15 protein-coding genes and 2 pseudogenes are annotated in these 17,190 nt (G+C 66.1%); 8 read left to right on the top strand and 9 right to left on the bottom strand.

Annotation, left to right across the window (positions count from 1 at the left end):
• Nucleotides 1–320: 320 nt before the first annotated feature.
• From EKE94_RS14060 to EKE94_RS14040, 5 genes are all read right to left on the bottom strand, one after another.
• Nucleotides 321–575 (bottom strand): hypothetical protein, encoded by a 255-nt coding sequence (locus EKE94_RS14060; protein WP_127907243.1) that lies wholly within the window; start codon nucleotides 573–575, stop codon nucleotides 321–323.
• 682 nt (nucleotides 576–1,257) lie between these two features.
• Nucleotides 1,258–2,304: an HlyD family secretion protein gene (locus tag EKE94_RS14055; protein WP_127907242.1), complete on the bottom strand. Its 1,047-nt coding sequence runs from the start codon at nucleotides 2,302–2,304 to the stop codon at nucleotides 1,258–1,260.
• Nucleotides 2,305–2,317: 13 nt separating this feature from the next.
• The gene (locus EKE94_RS14050; protein WP_127907241.1) at nucleotides 2,318–2,533 is read right to left on the bottom strand and encodes a hypothetical protein; all 216 of its coding nucleotides are present in this window, start codon (nucleotides 2,531–2,533) and stop codon (nucleotides 2,318–2,320) included.
• A complete protein-coding gene (locus tag EKE94_RS14045; RefSeq protein ID WP_127907240.1) occupies nucleotides 2,524–3,945 on the bottom strand; it encodes an MFS transporter in 1,422 nt (473 codons plus the stop codon). The genes EKE94_RS14050 and EKE94_RS14045 overlap by 10 nt, the downstream gene beginning before the upstream one ends.
• Complete coding sequence (locus EKE94_RS14040) at nucleotides 3,945–4,379, bottom strand: MarR family winged helix-turn-helix transcriptional regulator (protein WP_127907239.1); 435 nt, start codon at nucleotides 4,377–4,379, stop codon at nucleotides 3,945–3,947. The genes EKE94_RS14045 and EKE94_RS14040 overlap by 1 nt, the downstream gene beginning before the upstream one ends.
• A gap of 149 nt (nucleotides 4,380–4,528) precedes the next feature.
• Between EKE94_RS14040 and EKE94_RS14035 the strand changes: the two are divergent.
• A pseudogene (locus tag EKE94_RS14035) lies at nucleotides 4,529–5,194 on the top strand (IS5 family transposase); the annotation flags it as partial.
• A 539-nt stretch (nucleotides 5,195–5,733) separates the two neighbouring features.
• Nucleotides 5,734–6,723, top strand: coding sequence for a TRAP transporter substrate-binding protein (locus EKE94_RS14030; RefSeq protein WP_127907238.1), 990 nt, complete (start codon nucleotides 5,734–5,736; stop codon nucleotides 6,721–6,723).
• A gap of 37 nt (nucleotides 6,724–6,760) precedes the next feature.
• Here the strand turns inward: EKE94_RS14030 and EKE94_RS14025 are convergent, their stop codons facing one another.
• Nucleotides 6,761–7,204 carry a MarR family winged helix-turn-helix transcriptional regulator gene (locus EKE94_RS14025; protein WP_127907237.1) on the bottom strand — a complete coding sequence of 148 codons (444 nt, stop codon included), beginning with the start codon at nucleotides 7,202–7,204 and terminating at the stop codon, nucleotides 6,761–6,763.
• Nucleotides 7,205–7,346: 142 nt separating this feature from the next.
• On the opposite strand from EKE94_RS14025, the gene EKE94_RS14020 reads away from it, so the two are divergent.
• From EKE94_RS14020 to EKE94_RS14010, 3 genes are read left to right on the top strand one after another with little or no spacing between them, the layout of a single operon-like run.
• Nucleotides 7,347–9,311: an FAD-binding monooxygenase gene (locus tag EKE94_RS14020; protein WP_127907236.1), complete on the top strand. Its 1,965-nt coding sequence runs from the start codon at nucleotides 7,347–7,349 to the stop codon at nucleotides 9,309–9,311.
• Between the two features lie 55 nt (nucleotides 9,312–9,366).
• The gene (locus tag EKE94_RS14015) at nucleotides 9,367–9,906 is read left to right on the top strand and encodes a TRAP transporter small permease (RefSeq protein ID WP_328590498.1); all 540 of its coding nucleotides are present in this window, start codon (nucleotides 9,367–9,369) and stop codon (nucleotides 9,904–9,906) included.
• Nucleotides 9,903–11,210: a TRAP transporter large permease gene (locus EKE94_RS14010; RefSeq protein WP_127907234.1), complete on the top strand. Its 1,308-nt coding sequence runs from the start codon at nucleotides 9,903–9,905 to the stop codon at nucleotides 11,208–11,210. Before EKE94_RS14015 ends, EKE94_RS14010 begins: the two co-directional genes overlap by 4 nt.
• A 211-nt stretch (nucleotides 11,211–11,421) precedes the next feature.
• Here the strand turns inward: EKE94_RS14010 and EKE94_RS14005 are convergent, their stop codons facing one another.
• The gene (locus EKE94_RS14005) at nucleotides 11,422–12,744 is read right to left on the bottom strand and encodes an NtaA/DmoA family FMN-dependent monooxygenase (protein WP_127907233.1); all 1,323 of its coding nucleotides are present in this window, start codon (nucleotides 12,742–12,744) and stop codon (nucleotides 11,422–11,424) included.
• A 34-nt stretch (nucleotides 12,745–12,778) separates the two neighbouring features.
• Here EKE94_RS14005 and EKE94_RS14000 point away from each other — a divergent pair, with 34 nt between their 5' ends.
• From EKE94_RS14000 to EKE94_RS13990, 3 genes and pseudogenes are all read left to right on the top strand, one after another.
• A complete protein-coding gene (locus EKE94_RS14000) occupies nucleotides 12,779–13,564 on the top strand; it encodes an ABC transporter ATP-binding protein (protein ID WP_235856031.1) in 786 nt (261 codons plus the stop codon).
• Nucleotides 13,561–14,576 (top strand): annotated as a pseudogene (locus EKE94_RS19170) (FecCD family ABC transporter permease). Before EKE94_RS14000 ends, EKE94_RS19170 begins: the two are co-directional and overlap by 4 nt.
• A complete protein-coding gene (locus tag EKE94_RS13990) occupies nucleotides 14,564–15,010 on the top strand; it encodes an iron chelate uptake ABC transporter family permease subunit (RefSeq protein WP_127907230.1) in 447 nt (148 codons plus the stop codon). The pseudogene EKE94_RS19170 and the gene EKE94_RS13990 overlap by 13 nt, the downstream one beginning before the upstream one ends.
• Before the next feature lie 78 nt (nucleotides 15,011–15,088).
• On the opposite strand, the gene EKE94_RS19075 is transcribed toward EKE94_RS13990, so the two are convergent.
• Together EKE94_RS19075 and EKE94_RS19070 are read right to left on the bottom strand one after the other, a co-directional pair.
• The gene (locus EKE94_RS19075; RefSeq protein WP_328590499.1) at nucleotides 15,089–15,718 is read right to left on the bottom strand and encodes a TonB-dependent receptor domain-containing protein; all 630 of its coding nucleotides are present in this window, start codon (nucleotides 15,716–15,718) and stop codon (nucleotides 15,089–15,091) included.
• Nucleotides 15,719–15,828: 110 nt separating this feature from the next.
• Nucleotides 15,829–17,130: a TonB-dependent receptor gene (locus EKE94_RS19070; protein ID WP_164870945.1), complete on the bottom strand. Its 1,302-nt coding sequence runs from the start codon at nucleotides 17,128–17,130 to the stop codon at nucleotides 15,829–15,831.
• Nucleotides 17,131–17,190 lie beyond the last annotated feature (60 nt).

Below are 17,190 nucleotides of genomic sequence, written 5' to 3'. Positions count from 1 at the left end.
TCACGGGAGGAGAGACATGACCGGACCGGATCCAACCCGCCGGAACGTGACCCACCAAGGCGTTGGCCCCCAGGAGACTGGCCGCCAACACACTGGGCGCCACCATACCGGCCGCCATGACACTGGCCGCCAGGACCCTGCACACCGCGACCTGACCCGCCGGCAGTCACCGCGACGTGTCGGCGGGCGCACAAAGAGGATTCATACGTCGCAGGCAAGGCCAGGTAGGAAGCGGCGGTTGCCTGCTCCCGCAACCAACTTTGGCACAGACGCCGTATCTGGGGAGGATGCGGGGTTTTTCGCGTCCGTAAGCCCAACAATCATGGGGGCTTGCCTCGGATCTCGGCCGAATGCCCGGCCGTCGCTTCGTGCCGGATGACAATGCGGTCGATCAGCCCGCCGAGGATCTCGGAGGCGCGATGGACCATCTTCGGGTCCGAGAGCGTGTCTGCCAGAGCAACCACCTGGGCGCGATAGAGCGTCGCAAGATCCTCCGGGAATTCGAGGGCAGGAGCCTCGACGGCAGCAAACTCCGCTTCCGGCGCTTCCTTCTTCTCACCGGCCGCCCCCAGCATCGCATAGACGCTCTTGGTTGCAATGTCGTCTCGTATGGCACGCAGGGCACCGCCGATCGTCTTCTGCTCCTGTGCTATCGCCCTGCGGAGAGCTGCCTGCTCGGGTCGCGCTCCTCGCGTGCTTCGGCGAGGCGTGGCGGGTCCAGTACAAGACGGCGCGGCCTCAGCCGTCCCTGGGCTATCGACCACCAGCGCTGGAGGCCGTTCACTGGGCACCGTTTCGAGTTCCGCGATCAGCCCCGCCGCAGGCATCTACCTTGGCGCCGAAACATGTCACGCACTAAGACTGAAACCGGACCACCCGATGGCGGCCGGCCAAGACGACGGCCGCTCGTTCTCCTTCAACCGCTTTACATGGTCGGTCTTAAGACCGCACTCGCCATTGTCCTCGGACCGTCGCCATGATCGGTCCGGTAGAGTTGCGCCGGTAACAACTCGTTCGAGCCACCCGCACGTCGGAAGGCCGCCGGAACGTCGAACTTGCACCGCTCGAGCCCATGCTCAGCCATGAGTGTCACGATCGGATCGCCGAACAGAAGGTCCAAGCGATGATCGGCCCAACCACGCCCATTGGCGCCGTATCAATATCGGGGCGAACCGCTGTCCATTGCCGCCGGAGGCTGTCGATATGATCCGCTGGGGGGAACCGGGTTCGCGACGCCCGGCCAGTCAAGAGAGCCGGCTACTCGTCCGATCCCGTCCGGGAGGCATGCAGAACCACCGACATACCCGGGGTGAGCCGCTCGGCGCCCGGTTGCCCTGCGTCGATCTCGATCCGGACGGGCAGGCGCTGCGCGATCTTGGTGAAGCTGCCGGTGGCCGCGGAATTGCCCAATACGCTGAATTCCGAGGCCGTCGCGGGGGAGAGGACCGAGACGCGGCCCGTGAAGGACCGGTCGCGCATGGCATCTACGGTGAACCGCGCTTCCTGGCCCTCGACGAGATCGGCAAGCTCGGTTTCCTTGACGTTGGCGATGACCCAGACCTCGGGCGGAACCAGCGACACCAGCGAGGACCCGGCGGTGACGAACTGCCCCCGGCGCACGTCGATCTGACCCAGCCTGCCGTCGGCCGGGGCACGGACCGTCCGGTGCTCTAGGTCGATCCGGGCCAGGTTCACGGCGGCTTCGGCGCCGGCGATCTCCGCTCTCAGCGACCGCTCGGCGACACGGGCCGTGGCGACGGACTCCTCGGCGACATCGACATTGCTGGTCGCCTCGGTCAGCGCCGCTTCGGCGCGGCGGAGTGCGAGATCGGCGTCATCGGTTTCCCTGTCCGACACGATACCCCGTTCCTGCAACTGGTGCTGTCGATCCGTGTTCGAACGTGCGGTTTCGAGAGCCGCCTCGGCAGCCTGCGCCGCGGCCTTGCGGGAACCGAGCGTCGCCTGGGCCGAACGGATGGCCTGCGCATTGGTTTCCAGCGCCGCCTTGGCGGCATCCAGCCGCGCACCGGCCTGCGCAAGCGCCTGCCGGGCGCTTCGGTCGTCGATCCGCACGAGCACGTCGCCTTCGGAAACGGTGGCGAAGTCCGAGACCAGAACCTCGACGACCTCGCCGGTGGCCTGCGCCGAGATGGTGGTGACCTTGCCGCGGACGTAGGCGTTCGAGGTGCGGATCTCGGCCAGGCCGAATGGCGGCAGCTGCCATGACCAGAGCATCAGCAGGGTGCCGAGGATGCCGGCCAGAAGGACAAGGAGTGTCGGGATATTGTGCTTCAGAACGCGCATGGTCGGGTCGCTCTCATTCAGAGGCCGGCGCGCCCGTCGGGGCGGACATCCGGGCCTGCAGGTGGGTCAGGAGGAGGTGGGCGCTCAGCACCGCGAGGGCGGCGAGCGCAAGAAGGGAAATGGCCGTGAAGGCGTCGTTGTAGGCGGCGACGGTGGCCTGCCGGGACACCTCGGCGCCCAGCCGGACGACGGCCTGGGCCTTTGCCTGTCCAGCGTCGGTCATCGACACCGAGAGGCCCCGGGCCGTTTGCGCAATCCGTTCGGACACAAGCGGATCGCCCGCCGCCAGATGGTCGCGGATGGCCTGCCCATGGGCGAGACGCGAACGGAAACGAGCGTGCGGAACAGGCCCGCCCCGATTGTCCCGCCCAGAATCTGGCTCGACAGGAAGATCGTGATGAAGCTTAAGAGGTATTGCGGCCCCTTCATGAGCGCCGAAAGCAGCCCCGAGGCCATGGCCGAGGCGAGAAACAGGGAAGAGGCAAAGCCGATCAGGCTCTGGCTGATGATCATGTCGCGCGGCGCCACGGTGACGTTCGCATGCGAGTCCAGCGCGGCCGCGACGGCAATAAGCGCCAGCGCCCCCCAGTGGATGTAGGGCACACGCTGCGGCCGGAGGATCATCGCGCAGACTACCCCGCCGGCGAGCGTGCCGAACGCGATTGCCCAGAACACCGGCGTCGATTGAGCGGGCGCGAACCCGAGGCTGCGGAACAGTCCCGGCGCGCCCGCCGTCTGCTCGGAAAGCACGATGCGGAAGATGACGAGCACCGCCGTCAGGTGCAGCATCGACGGCGATAGCAGCCAGCGCACATCCAGAAGCGGTGCTTTCCGATGCAACTCGATGACCAGCACCAAAGCCAGAAGGGCAATGCTGCCCGCCAGGATCTGCCCAAGCCACGGCGCCTCGAACCACCAATAGATGGGCCCGGTGGTGAAGCAGGCGATGAGCCCACCGAACGCCGCGGCGAGAAGCGCGAAATCGACCATGTCGAGCGTCTTGATGACCTTCATCTTCGGGGTGTTCGCAAGAGGCAGAAGGTACACGAACGGCAGGCAAAGGAGCGCCATGCCGAGTTTCAGTGCAAGAATGTTGATCCAGCTTGCATTTGTCAGGATCAGCGGCGTCAGCGCCTTCCCCAGCGGTGCGCCGAGAGAGATGAATGTCAGCGCGAGGGGCAAGCCGATGGTCAGTTTCTTCTCAGGCGGGAAGGGCTCCAGCATGTAGAGGAACGCCAGCGTCGAAAGCGACGCGGCCGAGATCCCCGACAGCGTCTCGGCCATCAGCGCCGAGCGCATATCCGTCGCGAACAGGTTCAGGACGGCGACCGCGACATAGATGAGGGTCGAGACCTCGGCGAAGCGGCGCAGGCCGAACTGCGTCCGGATCTTGATAAGCATGATGGGAAGCCAGGCGCGCGGCGACATGAAGGCGACCATCAGCCATGCCGTCTCGCTTTGCGAGGCGCCGAACTCGCCGCCAAGCGTCGTGAGGTTCGCCTGCAGGAAACCCTGTCCGAGCGACTGCGTGAGCGCGATGAACGCCGAGGCGACCATGTAGGCGACCGCCAGATATGGAGGCTTCGGCACGAAGGCCGCCGGGGCGGCCGGGCCGGGCTGCTGGGGAGTGTCGTCGGCCATCACCCCTCCATCGCGTCGAGATTGGCCTGAATGCGGCGGAGCGTGGCCAGCGCCTGCTCGACCTCTTCGGGCGGGATGCCGCGATAGGCTTCTTCGCGCAGTTCATGGGTGAAGCTGACAATCCGATCGGCCTGACGGTGCGCCTGTGGCGTCAGGAACAACTGGCGCACGCGCTTGTCTTCCCGCGTTGTCCGCCGCTCGATCAGCTTGGCGGCCTCCAGATGGTCCAGCGTGCGGTTCATGGTGGGGGTGCGTATGTCGAGGATCGCGGCCAGTTCGACCTGCGTCAGGCCCTCGTTCGCGGCGATATGCGTTAGCGCCTGGGCACGGGCATATGTCATGTCCATAGCCGAGGCGCGCGCATCGAATTGCTTGCGGATGCCGCGGACCAGCCCGAAGACCGATGCGAGAAGTTCCTTGTTCGACTGTGTCATGGCGCCCAAACCGTAAGCTAGCTAATAAGTTTCCAGCTAACGGTTTTGCCGCGCGATGCAAGATGTCCGTGACGCATGGCACCCTTGCAGGGCGTTGTTGCAGAAATCCGACTGGGTGAGAGTCACAGCGCGAATCCAGTCGGTTAGACGTGCCGCATGAGCAAGCCCCCTACCGCGCGACGAACTGGTCCAGCTACAACGCGGCGCTGCGCCGGCGTGGCTCGATGTTGATATGGGTCGACCAAGAAATGGCCTGGCTGGCGCCGCAGGAAGGGCGACCCGGCCGTCCCCCGTCTTCTCGGAGGTCGCCATCCAAGTTTGTCCGTCGGTCACGGTTCTGTTCAAGCTGGGTGCCATGTCGCGCCATCGGTCCGGGCGACAATGGCGACGCGACAGACCGCCGGGATGGAGACCAGCCTGATCCGGCTGGCGGGGCTGGACTGGGCAGTGCCCGACTTCGGTACCCTGTGCCGCAGGCAAAAGACCTTGGCGGGTCAGATCCCCTGTGGTCGCTCCGATGGCCCGCTCAGCCTGCTCGTGGATAGCAACGGCATCCAGGGCCGCCGGCAATGGCGCAAGGTGCATCTCGCCATGGATACGGCGACATCGGACATCCGTGCGGTCGAGGTCACTTCAAGTGGCGATGGCGACAGCCCGATCCTGCCCGAGCTGCTTGGCCAGATCTCCGGGGACGAGCAGATCGGCTCAGGTGAGCCCCGGCGAACACAGACGGTGCCCACGATACGCGCCGGTGCCATGCGGCCGTCACCGAACGGCTGGCTGTTCCGATCATCCCGAACCAGAAGAACGGACGTGCCTGAAAGGAAGGGTCGTGCCAACGCGTGGCGCATCCCGTCCTAGATCGCGGTGGTCGGGTTCGACGACAGCACGACGGCCGCCCTGCCGCAGATCGACTTGGCCTCGTACAATCACGACGGAGCGGGACAGGGCGCCGAGGCTACCCGCCTGCTGCTTTCCCGCATCGAGGGCCGGAGCGAGGCGAAGCCGTTCTCGTCAGTGGTAACCTGATTGAGCGGTCAAGTCTGAGTGTGCGTGGCCCGAGTGTTTGACACTGCGGAGACATCTCCGGCGCACAAGACAGTTGGGCATGCTATCGCATGAAACGCATTTGTCGCCACCGCCCGCGGCTGCTCCCCCGTGTCAAACAAGAAAGTACCGGGAGGGAAAGGCACAAGGATCCGCATCAGCGGCGCTGAGGTCCGATCTCTATCATTTGACCAACGCTTTCTCTAGCCATACGATAAGCCGACTTACTTGTTGGCCTGTTGCCCGCATCTTCGGCGGGTAAGGCATGCATCTGGTTGGGGTGCGACTGCTGGGAGGAGACAACTGAATGAGAAAGAGCGTACTAGGCGCGGCCATCGTTGCGACGTTGGGATTTGCGGCGTCGTCGTCTGTAGCCAAAGAGCTGAAGCTCGCCGATTTCTCGCCGCCGACCTACTTCACCGTCGACCCGATGTACGGGCCCCTGCTTTCCACGGTGGAGGAGGAGACGGACGGCGCACTGACGATCCAGCTCTACATGGGGGGCGAACTCGGCCCGGGCCCGGCCGAGCAATATGCTCGTGCAGTCGACGGCGTGGCCGACATCGTCTTCGGGCTGCCGGGCTATACGGCGTCGAATTTTCCCAAGACGCTTCTGACGGAGCTTCCGGGCGTCATCGACCCCGAAATGGGAACGGATCGGATTCTCGCCAATCTCGACATGTTGTCGGACGAGTACCGACGGGTAAAACTCCTCGCGCTCTGGAACATCGGGCCGAACCTTCTTCTCATGGCGAACGAACCGGTGCGCTCGCTTGACGACCTCGACGGGCTCAAGATCCGTGTCCCGTCCCGAAACGCGGGGCGGGTGGTCGAGGCCTGGGGCGGTTCCCCCGTCTCGATGCCGGTGCCTGAGATCTACAACGCGATGCAGACCGGGGTCATTGACGGCGCGATGACCGACGCGACCTCGCTTACGGGGTTCAAGCTGTCGGAAGTGACGAACTACGTCACCCAAGGCATGGATTCGACGATCTCGAGCTTCTTCCTCGTGATGAACCGCGACAGCTACGATCGGCTCTCGGTCGCGGAACAGCAGGTGCTTGAGGATGCCGGGCGGGAGGCGGCCCGGAACGGGCACGACGTCTGGATGAGGGTCGGGCAGTCCGCTCTCGATGACTTCGCGAATACCGACGGCAAGGAGGTTATCACGCTTTCGCCGGAAGAGGCCGAACGCTTCAACGCAGCCGCTGCACCAGTGGTCGCGGCTGTGATCGAAGAAGCCGACGCCGCAGGACTGAACGCGACCGACTTCGTCGAGGCGCTGTCCGCCGACTGACACCCCGGGGTCCGGCAGGGAAGCGCCCTGCCGGACCTCAGGTGTCGTTTCGGGAGACGCTCGCAGCGATGACCTTGGAGGCGAGAGCGATGAAGGTCCGGTATTCGGTCGCGTCGAGACCGGACAGAACCTCTTTCTGAAGCGCCTCGACCACCGGCGTCATGGCGGCGATCACCGTTTCGCCTTCGGGCGTCAGCGACACTATCCGAGAGCGCCGGTCGTTCGGATCGGCGGACCGCCCGATAAGCCGCTTCTGGGCAAGTCGATCCACCACTGCCCCGGTCGTCGCCCGGTCCTTCGCGATTGCGTCGGCCAGCCTCGCCTGATCGAGGTCGCCTTCCCGGCGAAGCGCCTCAAGCGCGGCGAACTGCACCGGGGTGAGATCGTAGCCCGCCTCGCGAACGCGAGTTAGGAACACCTTCGTAGAGAACTGATGCATCCGCCGGATCAGATGCCCGGGAAGTTTCGAGTGATCGCTCATCTGGATCGATCCAATTTGCTTTGGCCTTTTCCGCAAGTTGCGGCGTGGTGATCCAGACTTACGATGTGCCGAAGGCGTTGACGACCGGCGATTGGTCGCATATGATAAGTCAACTTATCGGTTTGGGAGGGGAGACTGTCCGATGCAGTACCATCTGAACGGGTTTCGTCCGGGCGATCCCGAGGTCTGCGACGCCGCCCCGGGCCGCGACCGGCAGGGCCCTCTACCGGAGACGCTCGACGTCCTGATCGTCGGATGCGGGCCGGCCGGCCTGACACTCGCGGCACAGCTCTCGGCATTCCCCGAGATCACGACGCGCATCGTCGAACGGCTTGAGGGCCCATTGGAAAAGGGGCAGGCCGACGGCATCTCCTGCCGTTCGATGGAGATGTTCGAGGCCTTCGGCTTTGCGGAAAAGGTCCTGAAACAGAGCTATTGGGTGAACGAGACCACCTTCTGGACGCCGGACCCGAAAAATCCCGACCAGATCCTTCGCAACAGCCGGATCTGGGACGTCGAGGAAGGGCTCTCCGAGATGCCCCACGTCATTCTCAACCAAGCGCGCGTGCACGACATGTTCCTGGGCGTCATGCGCAATTCGCCCTCCCGCCTGACCCCCGACTACGGCCTGAAAGTGGTGGACCTCACGGTCGATACGGAGGCCGACGATCATCCCGTCACCGTGATCCTCGAGCATACGGACCCCGCCCGCGCGGGCGAACGGCGCGACGTCCGCGCGCGCTACGTCGTCGGCTGCGACGGGGCGCGCAGTTCGGTCCGTCGCGCGATCGGGCGCGAGCTGCGCGGCGATTCCGCGAACCAGGCGTGGGGGGTCATGGACGTCCTCGTAGAGACGGACTTTCCCGACATACGCCGCAAGTCGCTGATTCAATCCGCGAACGAGGGCAGCATCGTCATCATTCCGCGTGAGGGGGGCTATCTTGCCCGCTTCTACATCGAACTCGACCAGCTTGATCCCGGTGAGCGTGTGGCGGGGCGCAACATCACGCTCGACCGCCTGATCGCGGCGGCGCAGCGTATCCTTGCGCCCTATTCCTTCGAAGTGAAGGAGACCGCGTGGTGGTCCGTCTACGAGATCGGCCAGCGCCTGACCGACAAGTTCGACGACGTGCCCGAGGGTGACGGCAATCGCTTGCCACGGGTCTTCATCGCGGGCGACGCCTGCCACACCCACAGCCCGAAGGCCGGGCAGGGGATGAATGTTTCCATGGGCGACGCCTTCAATCTGGGTTGGAAGCTCGCGTCGGTGCTGAAAGGACTGTCGCCACCCGAAATCCTGCCGTCCTACTCGGCCGAGCGTCAGTCGATCGCCCAGGACCTCATCGCGTTTGACCGGGAATGGGCGCAGATCATGTCCGAACGCCCCAAGCCCGCATCGGGAACGCCGGGCGAGGCGCCGAAATTCCAGCGATACTTCATCGAGCATGGCCGCAACACGGCGGGCATGTCGGTGACCTATGCGCCCTCCGCATTGATCGGAGAGGCCTCGTCACAGGACGCGGCCGCCGGGTTCGAGCTTGGCGCGCGGTTTCACTCCGCGCCCGTTCTCAGGCTTGCCGACGCGAAGCGGGTCGAGCTTGGCCACGTGGTCAAGGCGGATCTGCGCTGGCGGCTCTTCGCATTCGCGCCGGAAGGCGACCCGACTGCAACGGGATCCGCGCTCTCGCACCTGTGCGACTTTCTCTCTCGCGATCCGTCCTCACCCATTCTGCGCCACACGCCGAAGGGGGCCGACATCGACGCGGTCATCGACCTTCGCGCCATTCTTCAGGTGCCGCACACTGCGATTGATCTGCCGTCGCTGCCCGAGCTGCTGAGACCCCGGAAGGGGCGGCTGGGGCTGGTCGATCATGAAAAGGTCTTCTGCTCCCTCCCCGGCGATGAGCCTGACATCTTCGACCGGCGCGGCATCGACCGGGTGCAGGGCGCGCTTGTTGTCGTCCGGTCGGATCAGCATGTGGCGCTGGTGTCGTCGTTCGGCGACCACGCCGCGCTCGCGCGGTTCTTCGACGGCTGCCTGTCGCGCCAAGACCGCCCGGTCGCGACTGCGCCGCGGCGGGACGCGGCCGTGGCGTCAGCCGGATGAGGCGGAACGGTCGCAATCTGCCACTGGCGAGGGGGCAGGACTCCTCGGGCGGCGCATGCGCCCTCCGTTGGGCCCGGGTCCGCCCGAAATGAATGGGGGTCACCTCCTGCGGAGAAGCGAGCGCGTCGTTTCAGGTGCCTCGACCGCTCTGGCGTGGATCGGTGGCGCCTGTCTCATAGCCATTGTGGGCGTCGTCGCCGCCGGCGTCATCATGCGCTACGGTTTCCAGTCGCCGATCCTGGGCGTCAACGAGATCGTGCAGTCCGCGGCGGTGATCCTGGTGACGATGGCGCTGCCCTATTGCACGGCGCGTGGCGACCACGTGAACGTCGATGTCTTCGACCGGCTGCTCGGTAGATGGGGCCGGCTTGCCGGGGACGCGCTGGCGCGGCTGGTGTCGATCGTCGTCCTCGTCGTCCTTTCGTACCGGGCGGCCCTGAAAGCGCTCGACGCTGCCGAATGGGGCGATGCGACGAACATGCTCGCGCTCCCGCTCTGGCCGTTCCACGCGGCGCTCGCACTTGGCGCCGGGGTCTCGGCGTTGATCTACGCGCTCGAACTTCTTGCGCTTCCGCGTCGAGGTAAGGTCGAATGACGCCCGAAGCGTCGGGCCTCGTCGGCATAGCGGCGCTTTTCGTGCTGCTCGCGCTCCGTACACCCGTGGCCTTCGCCATGCTCGTCGTCGGGTTCTTCGGCTACTGGGCGCTCGAGGGGCTGCGCAGCGCCGGGGGCGTCCTTCTGACGGAGAGCTATTCGACGATCTCGAACTACAGCTTGATCGTCGTGCCGATGTTCATCCTGCTCGGCAACATCGCTTCGGCGGCAGGCTTCAGCCGCGGGCTCTACAACGCGGCCTTTGCGTGGATCGTGCAGCTCCGGGGCGGGCTGGCATCGGCTTCTGTCCTGGGCTGCGCGCTCTTCGCCGCAGTCTCGGGCTCGTCCGTGGCGACGGCGGTGACGCTCGGCAAGGTGGCCCTGCCCGAGATGAGGCGGCTGGGATACGCCACGTCGCTGTCGACCGGGGCGATTGCCGCCGGCGGTACGCTCGGCTTCCTGATCCCGCCGTCGACCGGCTTCGTCCTCTACGCGATCCTGGCCGAGCAGTCGATCGGGCGACTGTTCATGGCCGGCGTCCTTCCCGGCATCCTCATGATGGGGCTTTTCATGGCGGCGATCTGGATCGTCGCGTGGCTGAAGCCCGAGGCCGCCCCCATGGGCGACCCGCCCGACTGGCCGACGCGACTTTCTGCCCTCTTCGAGGCACTGCCGCTCGTCGCGGTCATCCTGCTGTCGATCGGGGGCATCTATCTCGGCGTCTTCACCCCGGTCGAGGCGTCGGCCGTGGGCGCGGCCCTCGTCATCCTTCTCGCGGTCGCGCGCCGGCGGCTGACATGGTGCGGCTTTCGGGATGCGATCGCCGAGACCCTGTCTACTTCCGCCATGCTCTACTTCATCGTTATGGGCGCGAGCGTTCTGAACCCGTTCCTCGCCGTGACGCAGATCCCTTCGGCGCTGGGCGACGGGCTCGCGGCGGCGGGGCTCGGCCCCTACGGAACGCTTCTCCTGATCGTGCTGGGCTACGTCGTCCTCGGCATGTTCATGGACGGGCTGTCGATGCTCGTCGTCACGGTGCCGATCGTGCTTCCCACCATCCTCGCCCAGGGGTTCGACCCGATCTGGTTCGGCGTCGTGGCCGTCATCGTGATCGAGATGGGAATGATCACGCCACCGATCGGCCTGAACGTGTTCGTCGTCCGAAGCGTCGCCGGGCCGGATGTGCCTTTGACCGCGATCTTCCGCGGCGTGATGCCGTTCCTCGCCGCGATGATCGTGACGCTTCTGCTGATCGTTGCCGTGCCAGGGATCGCGACCTGGATACCCAACTCGATGTTCGACTGATCGCCGGATAGGTCGCTGAGCATCCGCTTGGTCAGAACTCGAAGCGGGACAAGCCGTGCGGCGAAAGTCCACCCTGTCACCCTGTCACCCTGTCAAATTTCCATTCGCGGCAGGCATCGAGCGCACGCAGCGAACGACCGGAAAGCCCGGCGCTGCGTCATTGATCGGTTGGACAATGCTGCGCGATGCAGGAATGGCCGGTTCACGTCCGTCAAGATGGATCGGGCTCCCGCACGCCGAGATGGTCCGCGAAACAGTCTGCTTGGTAACCCCGCCGAAACCGGCCGTCCTCGGCCAGTGCGGCGGGTATGGTGGAGAGGGCGAGGTCGAGGCATGGGACCGAACCGCCGGGAAAGAGGATGAAGCCGTCCATCGCCCCGGCGTCGGCCCAGTCGCGGATGGCATCCATGGCATGTCCCGGGGTGCCGATGACCTGCCAGTGTGCCGATCCCATTACCTCGGGCGCGTCCAGAAGCTCGTTCAGGGTCGGTTCCGACTGCGCGAGCTTGCGGTACAGCAGTTCGGCATGCGTGCGCGACCTGAGGTCGGGGCCAAGCGGCGGCAGATCGGCGGCCGTGATGCGCGAGGCGCCCTGGCGGTCCGAGAAGTCCGCGCCGATCATCGCCTTGAGCTTGGCGAGCTTCTGCGCCCGCGTCGTGCCGGCGTGGGTGTCGCGGTAGAGGTCCCGGGCCTCTGCCTCGGTTTCGGCGAGGAACAGGCTCAGGCCCGGCAGCACCCGGACCGCATCCGCGGGGCGTCCCTGTTGCACGGCGCGGCGGCGCAGGTCGGCGCGCAGGTCGATGGCCGTGCGCTTGTCGGGGCAGGCGGCGAAGGTGCCGTCGGCGATGCCGGCCGCGAAGTCCCTGCCGATGTCCGATGCACCAGCCTGGAAGAGGGGCAGGCGGGCGGGATGGCCCATGGCCCCGAGAGGCCCCTCGACACTGTAGTGGTGCCCTTGGTGGTCGATGGGCGCCGGGATGATGGCGCTTTCGTAAAGCCCGGCCGAGCGGTCGACCTCGGCAGAGGCCTTCGGACAGGTCTCCCACAGCGCGCGGATCACCTGGACGGCCTCGGCGGCTTGTTCGTAGCGTTCGGCGGCGCCGGGCATCCGCTCAAGGCCGAAGTTGCGCTGGCCATCGAGGCTGGTCACGATGTTCCAGCCGGCGCGGCCGTTCGACAGCCAGTGCAGCGTCATCAGCATCCGCGCGAGGATGTAGGGCGGGAAGAAGGTTGTCGACGCGGTGGTGAGCAGCCCGATGCGAGAGGTATGCCCGGCAAGCAGAGTCATGAGCAGGGTGGGATCGGAGCCGCTGCCACCGGGGCGCCGCGCCATGCCCGGCGGCGGCGCGCCGAGGCTGTCGGGGCGGAAGACGAAATCGAGATGCGCGGCCTCGGCCCGCTGGGCGAGTTCGATGAAGAACGCCGGATCCGAGAGCCGTTCGACCTGGCTGTCCGGACGGCGCCATGCGTCGCCGGATAGCCAGGTCGGGGCAAGCGTCATGCCGATGTGAAGGGGGCTGTGGGCGGGGGCCATGTCGCAACCTCTGCAGTGCGCGCCGGTGCGGCCCTTGCTCAGAACCGACTCTCTCTCCTGCAGGCTCGGGCGTGCCCTGATCCTGAGCGACGTCTCCGCCCGGTTCGCGGCGGGCCGTTTCACTGCGCTCGTGGGGGCCAACGGCAGCGGAAAGTCGACACTGCTGCGCTGCCTCATGGGTATCGTCGCGCCGGAAACGGGTGGGGTGCTGCTCGACGACAGGCCGGTGGCGGGGATGCGGCGGCGCGACCTTGCACGACGCATGTCCTACCTGCCGCAGGCGAATGTCTGCCCCGATCACATGACCGTCGGGGAACTGGTGGAGCTTGCCGGCTTTGGCCGGACGGGTCTCTTCGGCGCCGTCTCCGGGGCCGATCGCGAAACCTTCCGTCATGCCCTGCAAACCGTCGGCCTGGAGGGGGCCGAAAGACAGCGCGTGAGCCAGCTCTCGGGCGGTCAGCGGCAAAGGGCCTTCATCGCGATGGTGCTGGCGCAGGATACGCCGCTCCTGCTGATGGACGAGCCGGTGAACCATCTCGACCTGCGCTACCAATACGCGGTGCTCGACCTTGTCCGAAGCCTCGTGACCGACCATGGCAAGACGCTGGTCATGGTGCTGCACGATCTCAACCTGGCACTTGCCTATGCCGATGACGTGGTCCTGCTGAAGGAAGGACGCGTGCTGGCCCAGGGTCCGGCGCGCGAGGTGCTTGATGCCCCGCGCGTCGCGGAAGGGTTCGGGATCGAGACGCGGATGCGGAAGATCGCGGGCCGCATTGTCTGCCTGCCGCGTGGCGCACGCATGGTGGACCTGCCGTGAGATACGCGAGGGTGAGCGGCGCGGCCCTGCTCCTGCTGCTTGTCGCTGCGGTGGGCAATCTGGGGATCGGCGCCAGCGCCATTCCGCTGTCCGAGGTGCTGCGCGCGCTGATGGCGTTCGATCCCGACAGCCTCGACCACTACGTGGTGCTCAGCCAGAGGCTGCCACGCGCCCTGATCGCGATCTACGTGGGGGCGGTGCTGGCCGCAGGGGGCGCCGTGATGCAGGGCGTCACCGGCAATCCGCTTGCCTCGCCCTCGACGCTTGGTGTCAGCGCGGGCGCCATGCTGGGGATGTTGCTTTCGGTCGTCGTCTTCGAGGCCTCGCTGCCGATGCAAGGCTTCGGTGCGCTAGCCGGGGGCTTCGCGGGCTTCGCGCTCACGCTTGCCGTCGCACGCCTGACCGGGCTTGGGCCCGATCCGCGCGGTCTGCCACTGATCCTGTCGGGCGCGCTGACCGGGATACTTCTGGCGTGGCTCGCGGGGCGCTGCTGCTTGCCGATCCTGAACGCCGGGCCGAGTACCTGAGATGGCTCGCGGGCAACATCAATAACTACCATGCGGACCGGTTGGCCCTGTTCTGGCCGTTCGGTCTTGCCTCCATGGTGGTTCTGATGGCGCTGGCACGTCCACTGACGTTGATCGGCCTGGGGCGGGAAAGGACCGAGACGATGGGTGTTGCCACCCGTCCGGTGATGCGTCTCGCGCTCTCGGCCGTGGTTCTGGGCGCGAGTTCCGCCACGGCGATCTGCGGGCCGGTGGGCTTCGTCGGGCTGGTGGTGCCGCATCTCGTGCGCCCCTACACCGGCGCGCATCTCGGACGGCTGCTGCCGGTCTCGGCCATGGTGGGCGCGGCCCTCCTGCTGCTCTCGGATGTTCTGGTGCGGCGGGCCTTCATGCCGTTCACCCTGCACACCAGCGTGCTGCTGGAGCTTGTCGGCGGGGTCTGCTTCGGCGTTCTGGTCTATCGGGTTTACCTGCGCGTCGAGGTGCGGGGCCGATGCGCAGACTAGACGGATATGTCCTGCTGCATCTCGCGGGTCTCGAGATGCGCCGCGTGGATCTTGTCGCCGGGCTGACCCTGCTTGGCGTGGCGGTGCTCGCCGTCACCGGGTCACTCATGGTCGGAACCACGCCCGTGCATCTGTCCGATCTCTTCGGTGGTCCTCTGGACGACACCCAGCGCTATGCCGTTCTGGGCTTGCGTCTTCCACGGGCGTTGATGGGGCTATTGGCCGGGGCGGCCATCGCGGTGTCCGGAGCGATCCTGCAATCGCTCACCCGCAACCCGATCGCCGACCCGGGGCTTCTGGGGCTGTCGCAGGGGGCCTTGCTGGCGATCCTCTTCTCGTTTGTTCTGGCGCCCGGTACTCCGCGCGCCTGGGTGCCGTCGATCGCCAGCGCCGAACATGCGCTTGATGCCATCCGGGACTGGGCCGCGGACTAGTCCACGCTCGGCAGGACAGGACAAACGAAAACGGCCCCTCGCGAGGGGCCGTTTCCTGTTCTCGAGGCAGGGTGAGGCTTAGAACTGCACCCGCAGCCCGGCGCCGATCATCCGGGGATCGGTCACGCGGGCGCTGGAGTTGCCCGTCACGCCACGCACCCAGGTCACCTCGTTCTCGTCGAAGAGATTGTCGGCGTAGCCGTAAAGCTCGTAGCGGTCCCCGATATCGTAGCTCGCCGAGATGTTGGTCACCGTGTAGGGGGCGACCTTCCAGTCGCCGGTGTTGGCGACGTCCGAGTAGTAGCCCGTCACGTGCCGCACGTTCCCCGCGAGGGTCAGGGCGTCGGTCACGTCCCAGCTTGCACCCAGGGTGAAAGTCCCGTGCGGCGCCCGGTCGAGCTCGTTGCCCTCCAGTCCGGGCTGCGCGTCGAAGTCCACGATCTCGGTGTGCAGCAGGCCAACACCCGCATTCAGCCGCAGGCTATCGGTGGCCTGGTAGTCCGCGCCGAACTCCAGCCCGTAGGTTTCGGCCCGGTCCGCATTGTAGGTGGTGCGGCTGTAGGACACCTGCTGGTCGCGGTAGTCGCTGTAGAACAGGTTCGCCGTGACGAACAGGCGGTCGTCCATCAGCGAGGAGCGCAGGTAGGTCTCGTAGGTCCAGACCGTTTCCTCGTCGTACTCGTAGTTTTCGCTGGTGACGAAGTTCAGCCCGCTGCCGCCGGGGTTGTCCCCTTGGCGATGGACGCCCCGAGCGTCGTGCCCTCCGACAGATCGTAGGCCAGCCCGACGTTGGGCAGGAGTTCCTCGAATTCCTCGTCTTAGGCGACCCGGTTGTCGGTCCCGAAAAGGTAGCTGCGATAAAGCCCGTCGCGGCTGATCTCGTCGCGTTGCAACCGCAGACCGCCGGTCAGTGACAGGCGATCGGTGGGACGCCAGGTGGCCTCGCCATAGATGCCGAGGCTTTTCTTCTCGTTGTCGAAGGTGCTGTCACCGCCATTGCCGTTGAAGACGAGATAGATATCGTCGTCCTGGTCGGTGTGGGAATAGAACAGCCCCGCGACCCCGCTCACGGTGTCCAGCTCGTCCCCGAAGTTGACGCGAAGCTCGTTGCTCCAGTTTTCTGTTTCCACGTGCGCGGTGCCGTCCTCGTAGTCCTCGAGCACCCGGTCGGAGTCGGATGTCCCGTAGCTGAGCTGGTTCGACAGGACGATCCCGTTTGCGAAATCATGGCTGACATCTGCGATGAAGCTGTCCGAGATCACGTGCCACGTGGGCCCGTAGCTGTCCGTCTCGAGGTCGCCGTCATAGGGGAACGGGACATTCTCGCCAGTGGGCTGGTTCGAATCCACGTGGGCGTAGGTCAGTTTCGCCTCGAAGCCGGGCAGGGCGGCGGGCATCCAGAGCAGCTTGGTCCGGTAGGTCTGGGTTTCGTAATTTCGGTCGGACGCGCCGCCATCGGTTGGGGCGCCGTCGGCATCAACGTAGTTGTCGCGGGCGAAATAGTCCGCCGAGAACCGCAGCGCGATGTCTTCGGACACCGGGCCGCTCAGCGCGACCGAGGCGCGGCGCATGTTGTAGCTGCCCCCCAGGAGCTGGCCCGAGAACGTGGGTTCGAAGCTCGGGTCCTTCGTGTTGACGATCATCGCACCGGCGATCGAGTTGGCGCCCTGCTTGGTGGTCTGGGGACCGAGGTAGACCTCGACCGTGTCGACATCCCAGAGCCCGGTTCCGCCGTTCACGTACTCGTAGAAGCTCTGGTAGTGCCCGTCGACGTTCACCGTGGCGCGCGGTGTTGTGCCCGCGAAGAATGCCACGGCGCCCTCCTGCGCGCCCTGGGATTCGATCCCGCGGATTGTCGGAGCGACACCGCTTCCGACCTCCAGAACGTTCGGCACCGTCTCGAGCGTCTCGCTGATGTCGCCCTGCTGGGCGGGAACGTCATCGCCGGTTTTCACCACCACCGAACTCGCGGTGTTACTGATCGTGCGCGCATCCCTCTCGCCGGTCAGGACGATCGTTCCCAGGGTGTAGGCAAGCTCCTGGGCCAGGGCGGGCTGCGCGGCCGGGATCAGCAGCACAGCCTGCGCGATGCCGCCAAGCAACATGGTCCTCGTCTTCATCTCTGTCCCCATATTTGAGTTTTCGGCGGACTGGCTTGGGGCAGAGCGGACGGTCGCGAG

Source organism: Mesobaculum littorinae (assembly GCF_004011175.1).
In the GTDB taxonomy this organism is placed as follows: domain Bacteria; phylum Pseudomonadota; class Alphaproteobacteria; order Rhodobacterales; family Rhodobacteraceae; genus Tranquillimonas; species Tranquillimonas littorinae.
Note: the sequence above shows the minus strand (reverse complement) of the source record. Positions and strands in the feature narration are given on the sequence as shown.